Below are 15,126 nucleotides of genomic sequence, written 5' to 3'. Positions count from 1 at the left end.
TTTCCAGAGGACGCATGGTGAGGAGCGATACTTGAGCTCGAATCGTATTTACGATTTTACGATGGTCGCGCCCGGCGTCGCCCACCGGGAATTCACCCGACCGGCTGGTACAGTCTAGGAAACCATCGATCGACCACGGCTGTGGGGAATCCGAGCTTCACCGGCGAGCGCGTCGTGGGTGAAACCAGGTAGCCCTTCTCAATGAGGGCATTCAGGACCGTTCGCGCTTGGCGTTCTTCGTAGCCCGTAAGAGCAGGCGCTTTACCCCGTGCGTACTCTCCGGCCATCACCGCTTCGCGCAGCAAAGGCCAAGAGCCCTTTGGAAGCCGCTTTGCACGCGTTTCCTCTTCGGTCCAGATTTCCATACGCCTCAGTAATTCTTCGGGCTCCAGGAGCCCGGCCATGAAGTCGATTTGATCGACGCACGTGGTCAGGAAGAACGTACAGAATCCGACAAGTCCCGACATTGTGAGATTACCACGGCCATCAAGGTCGCCGCGCCGCGGTTCGTCCGCTGCCTGCAGATTTGCTTTGTAATCGGCGACCCGCCGCGCAAGTCCCCGCGAAACGGCCCAAAGCTCGGAGCCGACATCCAATTCTCGCAAGAGCGCGTGCGAGAACAGGCGTGTCACGCGGCCATTGCCGTCCAAAAACGGGTGAATCCAAGCTAGGCGATGGTGTGATGCTGCAACGCCGATAATCTTGCGCAGCTTCGAAAGGTGAGGGGACGAATATCCTTCGGCAAAACGCTTCAGGAATGCGGGGAGATCGGCTGGATCGGGCGGGATGTGACGTCCCACTCTCACTTGGTCCTTACGAAGTTCGCCGGGGACAATCTTGATCTTCTCTTTGGTCGTGGGATGGTCGACGACCAGCAACTCTTCGGGCAGGCGCCCGCAGAAGTTTTTGTGCGTCCAGATAATGAAATCGACGAACAGCGCGGGCGAGGGGGCTTCGCCGCGATCAATCATCCGCTGGACTTCAATGTGAGCACGCGCCTCCAATTGCAGATTGCGGCGCTCGGGCTCCTTGGCCAGGTCGTTGTTCAGTGCTCGATCAATGTCGATGGGCAGTGTGTTGTGGCCTTCGATGAGGTTGGAGTAGTAACAGTTCATCGAACGCACCAAGTCGCCTACCGAGGCCCGCATCACCGGGTGGAGGCGGCCAGCCAGTGTGTTGGCCTTAGCGACCAGGTCGGTCCCCAGATCTTCGAGTTCCTGCCGATCTTCGGGCAGGAGGGGTTCCATTGCTGATACATCCATTTTTGCCGCTTTCATTGCCGCTAAATATATAGCAATATCAATGGTTATGTAAAGTTTGTGCCGATTTATTTGCCGCTTTTATTGCCGTTTCAAAGGCAAAAAATGGAACTCTTGTTTCTTAAGGCCAATGAACCTATCCATATTTAGGGCCAATGGCCCTACGAGTTCTTTATGACCCTCGTCAGAACGTCGGAAGCTTTGAAGGATGCGCGCGCTAGGCTTGGATTAAGCGCCGGCGCCCTGGCCAAAATCGTGCGGGTTGAAGATGGGCGCACGGTGCGTCGATGGGGAAGCTGGCGAACGCGAAATCCCCGGGCCCGTCATCGTCATTCTAGAAACGGCAATAGGCTATCTCGACAGTATCAAGCTGATCGACAAGCAGCTGGCCATGTTGCGCTCGGGCAAAATGACCAGCGGCGAAACTACGCGTGCCGGCAGGATCGACCAGACCGACACCGACATTGAGCGTCTCACGGCCTCCCGAAAGAGCCTTGTAGAAGCCCTGGAGATACTGACCAGGCAGCCTGCCAAAGACGGTTCGGACCGAGTTCACTGGTACACCCTGCAGCGGGCAACACCGCTGTTTGACCCGGCACAAAAGAATGAATGGTCAATCCCCGGAGAACTGAGCCCTGAAGCTGCATTGGCCTATTTTGCCAAGCATGAGGGCTTCGATGAAGGGCTCGAAGTCGCCGACGACGAAGGGCCTCCTACAGAATTTTTCCTTGAAAAGCGGGAAGTCCTACGCCGTCAGGTTGGCGCTTCGCAGCGCCTCAGCGCGGGCCGCGCGATCGAGACCTATGCTGTGCGCCCGACGTCTCAGGCATAGCCGATGACTACTGCTATCCCCGAACCACTGTCCTGAAAAACAAGCTCGACCTTACCGACGCGGACGAGCTCGACGCGTTCGAAGCGGAAGTAGGTGACGGCTGGGCCGACGAAGCACTCGCGGCCGGCGATCTGGATTTCACGCATTTCAAGGCGATCCACGGGCACCCTATTCCAGGACGTCTATGACTGGGCCGGGGAGACTCGAATCCTCTAAATGTCAAAGGGCGGGAAGGGTGCTGCTATCAGCACGTCCAAGGTCATCGTTGCGATCGACCGGTACGCGGAGACGGCGCTTGGCAATCGAGAGTACTTTTTAAATAGGCCTTGCAGTATTGGCGAAGCCGGCGGGCGAAAGCCCCAGGGTAGAGTGCTCGGTATCGGTCGCGTATACTGGTCCGATGAAGAAATTACTTGAATTTATCACTACGCACCGTGAACGGTTTGAGGTCACGCAGAACAATGTCTTTGCGTTTTCCTGGAGTAAGATCACGCGCAGGCTCGCGTTTTTGGAGATCCTGGAGAAAAACTACATTGAGGCCAGTGCAGCCTTCATTGCGAACTCGGACGCCGCTCGACAACTGATAAAGCCCGGCACTCATCCGGTCGGTCCGGAGCTGGCTGCGCTGCACGAGGCAGCCATCCCTCTGGGTGCTGAGGTGCATCTGCAAATCGAATCTTACTATCTCTTCGCAAAGATTATCCTGGATGATGTCGCCAGGGCCATCGAATACTATTTCGGTGCGGCGCGAGGCTTGCCGCTAGATTCGCATGACGATCTCGCACGAAGCTTAGCGCAATATTCGGCACAAAAGGACATCACCGTTGCCCCGGAATTGGTCGCAGCCATAGCTGATCTGAAGCGTCGGATTTCGGATGTGCGCGATTATAAGTTTTCGCACGAGAAAAGCCCGCGCACGATGACTGGCACGATGTGGGGAGAAGACCAGCTCGCGCGTATCGTGATGATGCGTATTTATCCGCGGGGAAGCGACCCAGAGCAGTTCGACACGGAGCCGCTAATGATCTTGCGGCAATCAATCGACGATTATCTCGACCGTGTAGTGGACTTCGTCACCGGCAATGAGGCAAAGACAGTCTTGAAGCTGGAAAAGGCGCAGGCGCAGCTTGATTCTGGAGAGTGATATGGAAGACAAGTATGCAAAGATGACAAAACAGGACCTGATTGATGCAATCAAGCGCTGCGATCAGGCCGTGATCAATCTACAAAAATATACGGCCGACTTAGAAGCGGGCCTCGCGCTGCCGCAAGGTGCGGCGAGTCGGGCGCAGTTGATTGAATCGAACGCGAAGCAGATCGACGCAAAGCTGGAGGAAATCAAGACACTCAATGACGAGCTCGCCCGGAGGAGCTAGAAGGAGAGCGAGCATATCGTTAGCGAAGCGGCGCGAAAACTGCTGGTTAGGCAATATACGTACGAATCCTATTTTATTCTTCGCAGTCCGATCTGCCAAGCTCAACCAATCGCGGTTTTATCCAGCGGGCGCTACGCTCTCGCTCCAAGGTCACTAGCACAAGCATTTCAATGGGTCTTCCTACCGCCTTCGGCGAAACGATCGGAGACATCGGCCTCGATGATGCCTTCCGAGCGCAGCCTCTTCAGTCGTCGTTGACATGCGGTCGCAGAAAGCCCGGCCAATTCGCCGATCGCCTCGGAACGGTTGTTCTTTTGCACAATCTCGAGGGTGCGGGCGTCCGTTCGTATCGCGCTATCGGCCTCCCCCTTGAAGGTGGATTCCGTCGCCAGATGCCGATGTAATGCAGAAAGTCCTCCGAATGACAGGAAAATGCAACGGAAACAGTTATACGACACGAGTATGTTGAATGACAGTTTTACGACACCTCTGCTGCTGAATGATGGCAATTAGGACATCAACCCAACCACCCGGCGATCGCCACTTTGCAGATTCGAGCCCACAGCAAACCGGGAAACCAAAAGCCATGGCAACCACCACCGTGCTTTCAGATCCTCGAGAAATCCTTGCAGAGGACGTGAAGGAAGCCCTTCTGAGATACTACTCTGGGCGGCGCAAAGTCGCGATTTCTATCAGCAAGCCAACCAGCGACTGCCCACTGCTATCTCTCTTGCTGGAGGGTGGGCAGAGGCTTCATCTCAGCGTGACGGAAGCGCGGTCATGATCCTGTTTCCGCGGCGACCCGAGCGTGAGTTGCGTATCCGTCCAGTGGCGACGCCTTGTCGAGGCTATTTCATGGGCAATCACGACCTTGTCTCCGACAGCTTCCTGGCACTGACCGGAGTCGGTCTCGTACTGCTCAGCTCAAGCCTGCTCGCCTTTGCCTTTGCTTAAGGAGAACGCATTGGTGCGTTTCGCGCTCTTGTCAATCAGGGTTTCCATTTGAAGATGAGATGCTCGGCAACTCAGAACGATGATCATGCTCTAATTTTTTCGCAAGCGGTCACAATGAGCAATTTCAACCAGGAAAGCGTGCTGAGCGTTCATCACTGGACCGACAATCTCTTCAGCTTCACCACCACGCGGAATCCATCATTCTGCTTCCGCAGCGGTGAATTCACGATGATCGGGCTCAAGGTCGACGAGAAGCCGTTGTTACGTGCGTACAGCCTCGCCAGCGCCCATTACGAGGACCGCCTCGAATTCTTCTCGACTAAGGTGCCGAATGGTCCCTTAACCTCGCGTCTGCAGCATCTGAAGGAGGGTGACGAGATCATCGTCAGCCGCAAGGCGACGGGGACGCTGGTCATCGATAACCTCGAGGACGGGCGCAATCTCTATCTGATCGGCACCGGCACCGGACTTGCACCGTTCCTGAGCGTGATCAAGAATCCCGAAACCTATCTGCGATTCGAGAATGTCGTGCTGCTGCATGGCTGCCGCCGGATCGCCGAGCTCGCCTATGGTGAGATGATCACGGAAAAACTGCCGAGCGATGAGCTGGTCGGCGACTTCGTGCGGTACCAGCTGATATATTATCCGACCGTGACGCGCGATCCCTTCCACAATCGCGGTAGGATCACCGATCTGATCGCGTCAGGCACGCTGTTTACGGATATCGAGCTGCCGGCACTCCAGCCGCAGCATGACCGCGTCATGATTTGCGGCAGCCCTGCACTGGTGCGCGATGCCCGCGAGCTGTTGGTGGCGAGGGGCTTTGTCGAAGGCAATCACGGCGAGCCCGCGCAATTCGTGGTCGAAAAGGCGTCTGCCGAACGCAATAGTTTGAGCTCTTCGCGGACAATTGTTCTACATGAATCATGATGCAAGGAGGCATCGCCGTGAAGCACCGGCGATGACAGACGAAGAGCGAGAGCTGGAGCGCTGCAAGCAAGAGATTGCGCATCTCAGACAGCTGGTTGTGCAGCTTTCTGAAATTGTCTTGCGCAACGTCGTAGAGAGCGAGGAGGGGCGACAATCGGCACGCCCTTTGGTCTCTGAGTGACCCCGAAGAGGCGCGCTGTTTCCCAGCAGCGCGGCTTCCCGCCTTGGGGGGCATGGGAAGCGGCTTCGCCCTTGTGCTCCAGGAGGCGGGGCTCCTAATTTTTAGTTGGAAGCGCGGATAGGTCAGGGGGCACATTGATGACGGGCTGGACAGAGCAAACGCGACTTGTTGTCTGCGATGGCAGCAATGGCTTCTGAGCTTCAGTGGCGCGCTAATGTTCAGCCGTGACGGTGAATTCTGGTCTCAACTTGCAGCCTATCTCTACGCTGTGATTGTTGCGATGTCGGTGTTGTACGGAATTGGTCAACTTCTAACAGGGGACAATCTTGAACTATCTCTAAACTCGGATGAGCAAGCATCGGGTAGCTTTTTCGGATGGATCGCACGCGGCATAGCGAATGAGTAGCGTCACCAGACATCGCTCACGCGAAATACCGCGTCACCTTCGCACGATCGAATTAGTCGATCAACGCTGACATACGGCCCCGCTCCAGTCGGGGCTGTTACTTCCAAACTCGTCGTGCAGTCACCTGCTCGTTGATGGCCACGGTAAAGCGCTATGGCTCGGACGCAAAGTCAGTCAAGAACGACCGCTGCTCTGTCCCATCCGGCAACTCTTCCGCTTGATCGAATGCGGCACGAGCCTTGGTCGTTTATCCGGTAGAGGGGCACATCTGTGCTTTGCGGTGCGCGAACCATTGCATCGATCGCGGTACGGCCGGAACGCCGTTGACATTCTGAACAAGACCGAGATCCGGTCTGTTGGGACAGGGGTGCTTGCGCATCAAGTCAGGATCGACATAGCAGCGGCTGTTGATTCCATTCATGTGGGCAATAACGGAGCAAGAGGGGATTAATCACGTAACCGTCGCGATGGATCGCCCTGGCACGCCGGTCTGCCAGCGCGGACTGCAGCTAAGTCTTCTTGATTGGCCGTCGAGATCGGTGCGGCAGGTGACGTGGGTGTGCCCCGGTTGAGCCCCAGGATTTTAGGGGCACATCGTGGGGGAGAGGAGCCGCTAAGTCATTGCAAAGAAAGAACTAATGGTGGGCGCACAAGGGATCGAACCTTGGACCTCTCCCGTGTGAAGGGAACGCTCTCCCGCTGAGCTATGCGCCCGGGACCATCATGCAGGCGGCCGGACTTTCGGCCGGCCGGCGCATGGGAGCCCGCGATTTAGAAGTGCGGGCTCAAGGTGTCAAGTTTCGAGGTGCCTTGCGGGGGCGAAAACCTTGGGCCCACCCCGCCATCCGACCGCGAAGCCGCGCTTGGGGCCGCTTACGCGCCCTGCTGGCGGGCGCGGGAGGCGTGGGCCTGGAGGGCGCGGATGCGCTCGGCGAGCGTTCCGCCGCCCTCGGGCAGGGTGCCTGCGGCGCCTTTGCTCGCGGCGTCATTCGCCGGGCGCGGCGCCGGCTTCGGCGGCTGGCCGGCTTCAGCCGCGAGCAGGGCCTCGATCGGCGAGTTCGGGCCTTCGAGCTGCATCGCGAGCTTGGCGACCTCGGCGGCGATGTCGTTGATGCGCTCGCGCAGAAGCGCATTCTCCATCCGCTCGGTCGCCCAGGAGCTTTCCGCCTGCTGCTGGATCGCGTTGATGTCGCGCTGGAGCTTTGCGCGTTCGTCGCGAGCGGTGCGGAGCTGCTCCTCCAGCGCGGTCTTTTCGGCGCGGAGCGCCTCGAACGCGGCCGACGACTTGCCGCCGCTCAGGGCCGCGATCTCGACGCGCAACTCCTTGACGGTGCGCTCGGCAGCCTCATTGGCCTGGCGCAGCTGGTTGTTCTCGTAGTCACGCTCGGCAAGCAGCTTGCCCTGCGTGGCGAGGCGCCCCTCGAGGTCGGCGACGCGGCCCGACAGCATCTCGGCCTCTTTCACCTGCACGATGAGCTGGCGGTCGAGCTCGGTGACGCGTTGGCTCAAATTTTCGACCCGCCCGCGCGCCTCCGAAAGCTCGCGCGAAGCGGTCTCGGATTCGGTGCGCTCCTGCGCCAGCCGCGCTTGCGTCGCGGCAAATTCCTTCTCGGCGTCGCCGACGCGGTTCTTCAATTCCTCGATCTGCGCGCGCACCGCGACCAGCTCGACCTGGCGGCTCTCCGCCATCATCGAACGGTCGGACAGCTCGGAATTGATTTTTGCAAGCTCGCCTTGCTTGTCGGTCAGCGCCTTCTCGGCGGCGCGCAGCGCCTCGGTCTTGGCGTTGAATTCTTCTTCGGTGGCGCGGAGTTGCTCCTTCACCGCCTTCTCGCGCGCCTCCAGCGCGAAGATCGTGGCGTTCTTCTCGCCAAGCTCGATCTTCATGCGGTTGATCGCATCGCTCTTCTTGCCGAGCTCGGCAAGCTGGCTCGTGGTCTTGTTCTTGAGCTGCTCGACGCTCATCTCGAGCCGCCGCGCCGACATGGCGAACTCGGCGCGCAGCTGGTCCTTGTCGGCCTGGATCTCGGCCATCGACAGCGGGGTGGCGGCCTCGAGCCGGCGGGTGGTCAGGCGCACCGCGCGGTTATGCACCAGTGGCACGATGGCAAGCCCGCACAGCATCGAGAGCAGGAAACCGATCGCCAGGTACATGATCGGTTCGACCATGGGCCAGAACTCCCAAAGCTAAGGAAAAATTTACCAACGACAATGCATGGCGGGCTGGCAAAAAGCCAGCCCCGCCCTGTCGTTAACGTGAATCCGGAACTGGAGGGGAGAAGTGGATCTAGAACGGGTTCCAGGTCGCGCGCGGTGTGTATTTGAGATAGCCGATATTGGCGCCCAGCCGCAGGCCGAGGCCGGAGCGGATCGGCACCAGCACGATGTTGTTGGCGGTCAGCGCCGTCATGCCGAAGCCGCCGATGATGTAGGCCGAGCCGTCGATGCCGCCGAAGCGCTGATAGATCGCGTTGGTGGCGGGCAGATTGTAGACCAGCGTCATGGTGCGCGCACCGTCGCCGCCCCAGTCGAAGCCGACCGAGGGGCCCTGCCAATAGACGCGCAGATCGCCCGCGTTCTTGGTGTAGAGCGTGCCTTCGCCGTAGCGCAGGCCGGCGACGAAGGCGCCGGAGCCTTCCTCGCCGAGGATATAGCCGTTGGGCAGGCCCCATTGGCTGACCGCCTTCTCGATGATCGAGGCGAGCCCGCGGGAGACATTGCCGAAGAAGCGGTGGCCGGCGTTCACCAACTCGTCCGGCCCATAGGTGTTGGGCGTCGGGCTCCGCTGCGGCGGCGGCAGGTCGGGCGGCGGCGCGGCCGTCTGGGCGGAGGCCGGCACGATCCAGCCAGCCAGCGCTACAAGCGCCACTGCGGCAAGGCGTGATGCGAAAGTCATAAAAGAACCCCTGGTATCGAATCCCACCGCTTCCTTAACCTGACGCCAACAGGCACGGCCCTAGGTTGCGGCGGATGTCCCCTCGACTCGGATGTTATCCGTAGCAACTATGACGGCACAACGGCAGGAAGCCAGCCCTTTGCGCCCCGGAATTGCCTTGATCGGCCGCCGCGTCTGCCTGCTGGCGGGCATTTGGCTGACCTGCTCTTGGTTGCCGGCACAGGCCGCCACCACCGAGCGGATCGTGGTCAACCGCTTCTCTGGCGTCGCTATCGAGGGTTTCGACCCCGTGGCCTATTTCGTCGATGGTACGGCAACGCAGGGCACAGCGGAGTTCGAGGCCAACCTCTGGGGTGCGGTCTGGCGCTTCCGGAACGAGGGCAACCGGGCTTCTTTCCTGGCCCATCCCGAGATCTATGGACCGCAGTTCGGCGGCTATGATCCGGCCGATATCGCCCGCGGAGTCACCGTCGCCGGCAACCCCCGCTTCTTCGTGATCGCAGCGCAGCGGCTCTATCTGTTCAGCCGGGAAGCCAATCGCGACGCCTTCGCCGCTGATCCGGAGCGCTTTCTCTATGAGGTTGGCAAGCGCTGGCCGGCCCTCCAGGACAAGCTCGGTCAGTAGCCATCTACCGCCTGCGGGTCGCCCCAGGCGATGAAGTCGGGGATGATGAAGCCGGTATCGCCGCGTTGGCCGAATCGAAGCTCGCCGCCGTTTCCGTCGGTGACCCTGCCGCCGGCGGCGGTCACGACCGCGCAGCCGGCCCCGACGTCCCATTCGGAGGTAGGCCCGAAGCGGGGATAGATGTCGGCGCTGCCCTCCGCGATCCGGCCGAATTTCACCGCCGAGCCACAGGTCTTTCTCACGGCGTTGGGTCTGTTGTCGATGAAGGCCTCGCTTTTGGGATCGCCGTGCGAGCGGCTCACCGCCGCGATCCAGGGCTCGCCCTGTGCCGGCAGCCTGCGGGTGAGGATCGCTTCAGTGGCACCGATGGTCGTGCCGTCAAACCTGACGCGCTCGGCGCCGCGCCCGACGATACCTCGCCAGAGCAGCCCGAGCGCGGGCGCGCTGACGATCCCGAGCAGCGGCACGCCTTCCGTCACGAGGGCGAGGTTGACCGTGAACTCGTCGCGGCCGGCGACGAACTCCTTGGTGCCGTCGAGCGGATCGATCAGGAAGAAACTGCCGTGAAACGGCGGGGAAGCGAGCTGGGTCCGCTCTTCCGACAGCGTCGGAACGCCGCTGGCGAGCTGTGCCAGGCCGTCCGCGATGATGCGGTCGGCGGCAAGGTCCGCCTCGGTCACCGGCGAGCCGTCCTGTTTGCCGTCGACCCGCATCGCCGCGCGGTTGACGGCCAGAATCGCTTCGCCGGCCTTCACCACCAGCGCGGTGAGCGGATCCATCAACCGGGAAGCGGCCTCCGTGTCGATGATGCTCACCTGCATGCCTCGTTCATCGGCAAATCTTGCTCCTCTTCACCTGATTCGCCCCGATTGATTCGATGGCGCCTTTATGGCCGCTTCGAACCTATCGCAAGCTAGCTGCCACAGGCTGGCGAATGTTAGAACCCGCAGCATCCGTCAAGCATGCGTGATTCGCGGCGTCCAGCGCCGTGTAATTCCAGGAACCCTCCAGGACCCCTTTAATATGTCTGACGCCTCGTCGCCCGCGACCGCCACTGCTCCCGACATGCTCGAACTCGCAGCGCTCTTGTGCTCGCGGGTCTGTCACGATCTCATCAGCCCCGTCGGCGCCATCGTCAACGGGCTCGAGGTGCTCGACGACGATCCCAAGCCCGAGGACCGCGAATTCGCGCTCGACCTGATCCGCAAGAGCGCCAAGACCGCCTCCGCCCGGCTCCAGTTCTGCCGCCTCGCCTTCGGCGCGGCCGGCTCCTCCGGCGCGCAGATCGATCTCGGCGATGCCCAGACCATGGCGCGCGGCCACATCGAGGACGGCAAGTGCTCGATCACCTGGAATCTGCCGCGGCTCTTGCTGCCGAAGAATCGCGTCAAGCTGCTGCTCAACATGCTGGTCGTCGCCCAGCACACGATCCCGCGCGGCGGCATGCTGACGGTCGATCCGATCGGCGAGGGCGAGACGATGAGCTTTCGCATCACCGCGACCGGACACAACGCGCGCCTGCCGCAGAACATCTCCGAGCTGTTGAGCGGCGAACGCGGCCCTGCCGCCGATGCGCACGCAATCCAGCCCTATTATACGCGGCTGTTGGCGCAGGCCTGCGGGCTGACCGTGGCGCTCAAGCACGAAGGCGACGCCATCATCGTTACCGCTTCGTAAACGCGCGACATCGCCTTCCAGACGTTAATCGAATCTTTATGAGGCGCTTCGGGTTGTCCGGAGCGCCTTATCTCTTTGTTGGTTCCGTTCTTTTGCACATACTCAACCAATATTAAACGCTTTGCGGTGAAGCTGGCCCCATTCCGAATAGGCGCATCACAATTCGTGCGCGCCCGCCCTAATGAAGGCCTGTTTCATGGATGATCTGTTGCGGGAGTTTTTGACGGAGACCAGCGAGAGCCTGGACACTGTCGACAATCAGCTGGTGAAGTTCGAGCAGGAGCCGAACAACGCCAAGATCCTGGATAACATCTTCCGCCTGGTCCACACCATCAAGGGCACCTGCGGCTTCCTGGGCCTGCCGCGGCTGGAAGCGTTGGCGCATGCCGGCGAGACCTTGATGGGCAAATTCCGCGACGGCATGCCGGTGACCGGGCAGGCGGTGACGGTGATCCTGTCCTCGATCGACCGCATCAAGGAGATCCTCGCCGGCCTGGAGGCAACCGAAGCCGAGCCCGAGGGCAACGACCGCGACCTCATCGACAAGCTTGAGGCGATGGTCGAGCAGGGCATGGCGGCGATGGCCGCTGGAGCTCCCGTTGCCGAGGCGCCGCCGCTGGTGCCGGAAGCGCCGGTTGCCGAGGCCGAGAGCAAGCCGGCGCCCGCAAAAGCAATGACCCAGGGCATGCTGATCGACCAGACCCTGGAGCGCCCGCTGCGCCCGGGCGAGGTCTCGCTGGACGAGCTCGAGCGCGCCTTCCGCGAGACCGCGATCGAAGCGCCCGCACCTGCGCCCGTTGCCAAGGCGGAGCCCACGCCGACTGCTGAAGCGCCCGCGCCCGCTGCGAAGGAAGCCGCCAAGCCGGCCAAGGAAAAAGCCGCACCGAAGAAGTCGATGGCCGACGAGGTCATGGGCGAGGGCGACCGCATCGCCAACCAGTCGATCCGCGTCAACGTGGATACGCTGGAGCATTTGATGACCATGGTCTCCGAGCTGGTCTTGACCCGCAACCAGCTCTTGGAGATCTCCCGCCGCAACGAGGACACCGAGTTCAAGGTGCCGTTGCAGCGCCTCTCCAACGTCACCGCCGAGCTGCAGGAAGGCGTCATGAAGACGCGCATGCAGCCGATCGGCAATGCCTGGCAGAAGCTGCCTCGCATCGTCCGCGATCTCTCCTCAGAACTCGGCAAGCAGATCGAATTGGAGATGCACGGCGCCGACACCGAGCTCGACCGCCAGGTGCTCGACCTGATCAAGGATCCGCTCACCCACATGGTGCGCAACTCCGCCGACCATGGCCTGGAGACCCCCGCCGAGCGCCTCGCTGCCGGCAAGGGCGAGCAGGGCACCATTCGCCTCTCCGCCTATCACGAGGGCGGTCACATCATCATCTGCATCGCCGACAACGGCCGCGGCCTCAACACCGAGAAGATCAAGGCCAAGGCGCTCTCGTCAGGTCTCGTCACCGAGGCCGAGCTGGAGAAGATGAGCGAAGCGCAGATCCACAAGTTCATCTTCGCGCCGGGCTTCTCGACCGCGGCCGCCATCACCTCGGTCTCGGGCCGCGGCGTCGGCATGGACGTGGTCCGCACCAATATCGACCAGATCGGCGGCACCATCGACATCAAGAGCGTGGCCGGCGAGGGCTCCTCCGTCACCATCAAGATCCCGCTGACCCTGGCGATCGTCTCCGCCCTGATCGTGGAAGCGGCCGGCGACCGTTTTGCCATCCCGCAGCTCTCCGTCGTCGAGCTGGTCCGGGCCCGCGCCAACTCGGAGCACCGCATCGAGCGCATCAAGGACACCGCGGTCCTGCGCCTGCGCAACAAGCTGCTGCCGCTGATCCACCTCAAGAAGCTCTTGAAGATCGACGACGGCGCCGCCAGCGATCCCGAGAACGGCTTCATCGTGGTGACGCAGGTCGGCAGCCAGACCTTTGGCATCGTCGTCGACGGCGTGTTCCACACCGAAGAGATCGTCGTGAAGCCGATGTCGACCAAGCTGCGTCACATCGACATGTTCTCCGGCAACACCATTCTGGGCGATGGCGCCGTCATCATGATCATCGACCCCAACGGCATTGCCAAAGCGCTCGGCGCCTCCGGCTCCTCGGCCCATGACATGGCCGACGAGGCCGCCGGCCATCACATCGGCTCCGGCGAGCAGACCACCTCGCTCCTGGTGTTCCGCGCCGGCTCGTCGCAGCCCAAGGCGGTTCCGCTCGGGCTGGTCACCCGCCTGGAGGAGCTCCCGGCCGACAAGATCGAGTTCAGTAACGGCCGCTACATGGTGCAGTACCGCGAGCAGCTGATGCCGCTGGTGGCGATGGAGAGCGTCACCATCGCCACGCAGGGCGTCCAGCCGATCCTGGTGTTCGCCGATGACGGCCGCTCGATGGGCCTCGTCGTCGACGAGATCATCGACATCGTCGAGGAGCGCCTCAACATCGAGGTCGGCGGCTCGGCCAGCGGCATTCTCGGCTCGGCCGTGATCAAGGGCCAGGCCACCGAGGTGATCGACGTCGGCCACTTCCTGCCGATGGCATTCGCCGACTGGTTCACCCGCAAGGAGATGAAGCCTTCGATGCACGCGCAGTCGGTGCTGCTGGTCGACGACAGCGCGTTCTTCCGCAACATGCTGGCACCCGTCCTGAAGGCCGCCGGCTACCGCGTCCGCACCGCGCCGACCGCGCAGGAGGGCCTGGCTGCGCTCCGCGCGCAAAACTTCGACGTGATCCTGACCGACATCGAGATGCCCGACATGAACGGCTTCGAGTTCGCGGAAGTGATCCGCTCCGACAACAATCTCGCATCGACGCCGATCATCGGCCTCTCGGCGCTGGTGTCGCCGGCGGCGATCGAGCGCGGCCGGCAGGCCGGCTTCCACGACTATGTCGCCAAGTTCGACCGTCCCGGCCTGATCGCGGCGCTGAAGGAGCAGACCGCGGGCGCCGCCGGCGCCTCCGAGCTGAGCCGGGCAGCCGCCTAGGACGGATGGAGGAGATACGCCGATGAGCAAGAAGACCCAGTCCACTGAAGGCGCCATGGTCGAATACGTCACCGCGATGATCGGCGGCCAGCTGTTCGGCCTGCCGATCTCCCGCGTCCAGGACGTGTTCATGCCCGAGCGCGTCACCCGCGTTCCCTTGTCCTCGCGCGAGATCGCGGGCGTTTTGAACCTGCGCGGCCGCATCGTCACCGTGGTCGACATGCGCGCCCGGCTCGGCCTGCCGAGGCCCGAAGATGGCAAGGCGCCGATGGCGGTCGGGGTCGATCTGCGCGGCGAATCCTACGGCCTGCTGATCGACCAGATCGGCGAGGTCTTGCGCCTTGCCGAGGACGGCAAGGAGGAAAACCCCGTCAACCTCGACCCCCGCATGGCCAAGCTCGCCGGCGGCGTCCACCGCCTCGACGGCCAGCTCATGGTCGTCCTCGACGTCGATCGCGTGCTCGAGCTCGCGCCCGAGATGATGGCGGCCTGATACGGTGGCATCGCCGTCGCCGGACCTGCAATTGGAAGTGCCCCGCAAAGGGGATAGGAAGCAGAGGTTCACATGCGAACTTGTCTCGTCGTTGATGATTCCAGCGTCATCCGCAAGGTTGCGCGCCGGATCCTGGAGGGCCTCGACTTCCAGATTCTCGAAGCCGAGGACGGTGAGAAGGCGCTAGAGGCCTGCAAGCGCGGTCTGCCCGACGCTGTGCTGCTCGACTGGAACATGCCCGTGATGGACGGCTACGAGTTCCTCGGCCATCTCAGGCGCATGCCCGGCGGCGACCAGCCCAAGGTGGTGTTCTGCACCACCGAGAACGACGTCGCGCACATCGCGCGTGCGCTGCACGCCGGCGCCAACGAGTACATCATGAAGCCGTTCGACAAGGACATCGTAACGGCGAAATTCCAGGAAGTCGGCCTGATCTGAGCGATCGTCCGGAGGCTGAACGGATCCTTCGGTGCTTGTCTTCAAATGAACCGTTTCAGTCTGAGTTGGT

General features: G+C 61.7%; 15 protein-coding genes, 1 tRNA gene and 1 pseudogene. 10 read left to right on the top strand and 7 right to left on the bottom strand.

Annotated features, from left to right (window positions below):
* Positions 1 to 92: 92 nt before the first annotated feature.
* On the bottom strand, positions 93 to 1,247 hold the full coding sequence (locus JJB99_RS30625; protein WP_246775039.1) for a Fic family protein: 1,155 nt from the start codon (positions 1,245 to 1,247) through the stop codon (positions 93 to 95).
* Between the two features lie 274 nt (positions 1,248 to 1,521).
* On the opposite strand from JJB99_RS30625, the gene JJB99_RS30620 reads away from it, so the two are divergent.
* Complete coding sequence (locus tag JJB99_RS30620) at positions 1,522 to 2,091, top strand: hypothetical protein (protein WP_200495945.1); 570 nt, start codon at positions 1,522 to 1,524, stop codon at positions 2,089 to 2,091.
* On the opposite strand, the gene JJB99_RS30615 is transcribed toward JJB99_RS30620, so the two are convergent.
* The gene (locus JJB99_RS30615) at positions 2,082 to 2,237 is read right to left on the bottom strand and encodes a hypothetical protein (protein ID WP_200495944.1); all 156 of its coding nucleotides are present in this window, start codon (positions 2,235 to 2,237) and stop codon (positions 2,082 to 2,084) included. The genes JJB99_RS30620 and JJB99_RS30615 overlap by 10 nt on opposite strands.
* A gap of 254 nt (positions 2,238 to 2,491) precedes the next feature.
* Between JJB99_RS30615 and JJB99_RS30610 the strand changes: the two genes are divergently transcribed.
* Both JJB99_RS30610 and JJB99_RS30605 read left to right on the top strand, forming a co-directional pair.
* Positions 2,492 to 3,235 carry a hypothetical protein gene (locus JJB99_RS30610; RefSeq protein WP_200495943.1) on the top strand — a complete coding sequence of 248 codons (744 nt, stop codon included), beginning with the start codon at positions 2,492 to 2,494 and terminating at the stop codon, positions 3,233 to 3,235.
* A gap of 1 nt (position 3,236) precedes the next feature.
* Positions 3,237 to 3,467 carry a hypothetical protein gene (locus JJB99_RS30605; RefSeq protein WP_200495942.1) on the top strand — a complete coding sequence of 77 codons (231 nt, stop codon included), beginning with the start codon at positions 3,237 to 3,239 and terminating at the stop codon, positions 3,465 to 3,467.
* A 130-nt stretch (positions 3,468 to 3,597) separates the two neighbouring features.
* On the opposite strand, the pseudogene JJB99_RS30600 reads toward JJB99_RS30605, so the two are convergent.
* Positions 3,598 to 3,817 (bottom strand): annotated as a pseudogene (locus tag JJB99_RS30600) (winged helix-turn-helix transcriptional regulator); the annotation flags it as partial.
* Between the two features lie 430 nt (positions 3,818 to 4,247).
* On the opposite strand from JJB99_RS30600, the gene JJB99_RS30595 reads away from it, so the two are divergent.
* Both JJB99_RS30595 and JJB99_RS30590 read left to right on the top strand, forming a co-directional pair.
* Positions 4,248 to 4,421 (top strand): hypothetical protein, encoded by a 174-nt coding sequence (locus JJB99_RS30595; protein ID WP_200500462.1) that lies wholly within the window; start codon positions 4,248 to 4,250, stop codon positions 4,419 to 4,421.
* 114 nt (positions 4,422 to 4,535) lie between these two features.
* Positions 4,536 to 5,351 carry a ferredoxin--NADP reductase gene (locus tag JJB99_RS30590; RefSeq protein WP_200495941.1) on the top strand — a complete coding sequence of 272 codons (816 nt, stop codon included), beginning with the start codon at positions 4,536 to 4,538 and terminating at the stop codon, positions 5,349 to 5,351.
* Between the two features lie 1,226 nt (positions 5,352 to 6,577).
* Here the strand turns inward: JJB99_RS30590 and JJB99_RS30585 are convergent.
* The 3 genes from JJB99_RS30585 to JJB99_RS30575 all read right to left on the bottom strand — a co-directional run bounded on the left by JJB99_RS30585 (position 6,578) and on the right by JJB99_RS30575 (position 8,834).
* A tRNA-Val gene (locus tag JJB99_RS30585) sits at positions 6,578 to 6,652 on the bottom strand.
* Positions 6,653 to 6,811: 159 nt separating this feature from the next.
* On the bottom strand, positions 6,812 to 8,107 hold the full coding sequence (locus JJB99_RS30580) for a hypothetical protein (RefSeq protein ID WP_200495940.1): 1,296 nt from the start codon (positions 8,105 to 8,107) through the stop codon (positions 6,812 to 6,814).
* Positions 8,108 to 8,225: 118 nt separating this feature from the next.
* The gene (locus JJB99_RS30575; RefSeq protein WP_200495939.1) at positions 8,226 to 8,834 is read right to left on the bottom strand and encodes a DUF1134 domain-containing protein; all 609 of its coding nucleotides are present in this window, start codon (positions 8,832 to 8,834) and stop codon (positions 8,226 to 8,228) included.
* 139 nt (positions 8,835 to 8,973) lie between these two features.
* Between JJB99_RS30575 and JJB99_RS30570 the strand changes: the two genes are divergently transcribed.
* Positions 8,974 to 9,459, top strand: a complete 486-nt coding sequence (locus tag JJB99_RS30570) for a YHS domain-containing (seleno)protein (RefSeq protein ID WP_200495938.1) — start codon at positions 8,974 to 8,976, stop codon at positions 9,457 to 9,459.
* Here JJB99_RS30570 and JJB99_RS30565 read toward each other — a convergent pair.
* Entirely contained in the window at positions 9,453 to 10,280 is an 828-nt protein-coding gene (locus tag JJB99_RS30565) for a 3'(2'),5'-bisphosphate nucleotidase CysQ family protein (protein WP_200495937.1), read from the bottom strand. The genes JJB99_RS30570 and JJB99_RS30565 overlap by 7 nt on opposite strands.
* 202 nt (positions 10,281 to 10,482) lie before the next feature.
* Between JJB99_RS30565 and chpT the strand changes: the two genes are divergently transcribed.
* From chpT to JJB99_RS30545, 4 genes are all read left to right on the top strand, one after another.
* Positions 10,483 to 11,136: a histidine phosphotransferase ChpT gene (chpT, locus tag JJB99_RS30560; RefSeq protein ID WP_200495936.1), complete on the top strand. Its 654-nt coding sequence runs from the start codon at positions 10,483 to 10,485 to the stop codon at positions 11,134 to 11,136.
* 196 nt (positions 11,137 to 11,332) lie between these two features.
* A complete protein-coding gene (locus tag JJB99_RS30555) occupies positions 11,333 to 14,125 on the top strand; it encodes a hybrid sensor histidine kinase/response regulator (protein ID WP_200495935.1) in 2,793 nt (930 codons plus the stop codon).
* Positions 14,126 to 14,147: 22 nt separating this feature from the next.
* On the top strand, positions 14,148 to 14,618 hold the full coding sequence (locus JJB99_RS30550; RefSeq protein WP_200495934.1) for a chemotaxis protein CheW: 471 nt from the start codon (positions 14,148 to 14,150) through the stop codon (positions 14,616 to 14,618).
* Between the two features lie 72 nt (positions 14,619 to 14,690).
* Positions 14,691 to 15,056, top strand: a complete 366-nt coding sequence (locus JJB99_RS30545) for a response regulator (RefSeq protein WP_007600538.1) — start codon at positions 14,691 to 14,693, stop codon at positions 15,054 to 15,056.
* The last annotated feature ends 70 nt before the right edge of the window (positions 15,057 to 15,126 follow it).

The organism is Bradyrhizobium diazoefficiens, assembly GCF_016616235.1.
Lineage (GTDB): Bacteria > Pseudomonadota > Alphaproteobacteria > Rhizobiales > Xanthobacteraceae > Bradyrhizobium > Bradyrhizobium diazoefficiens_H.
This window is presented reverse-complemented; position numbering and strand designations above follow the sequence as displayed.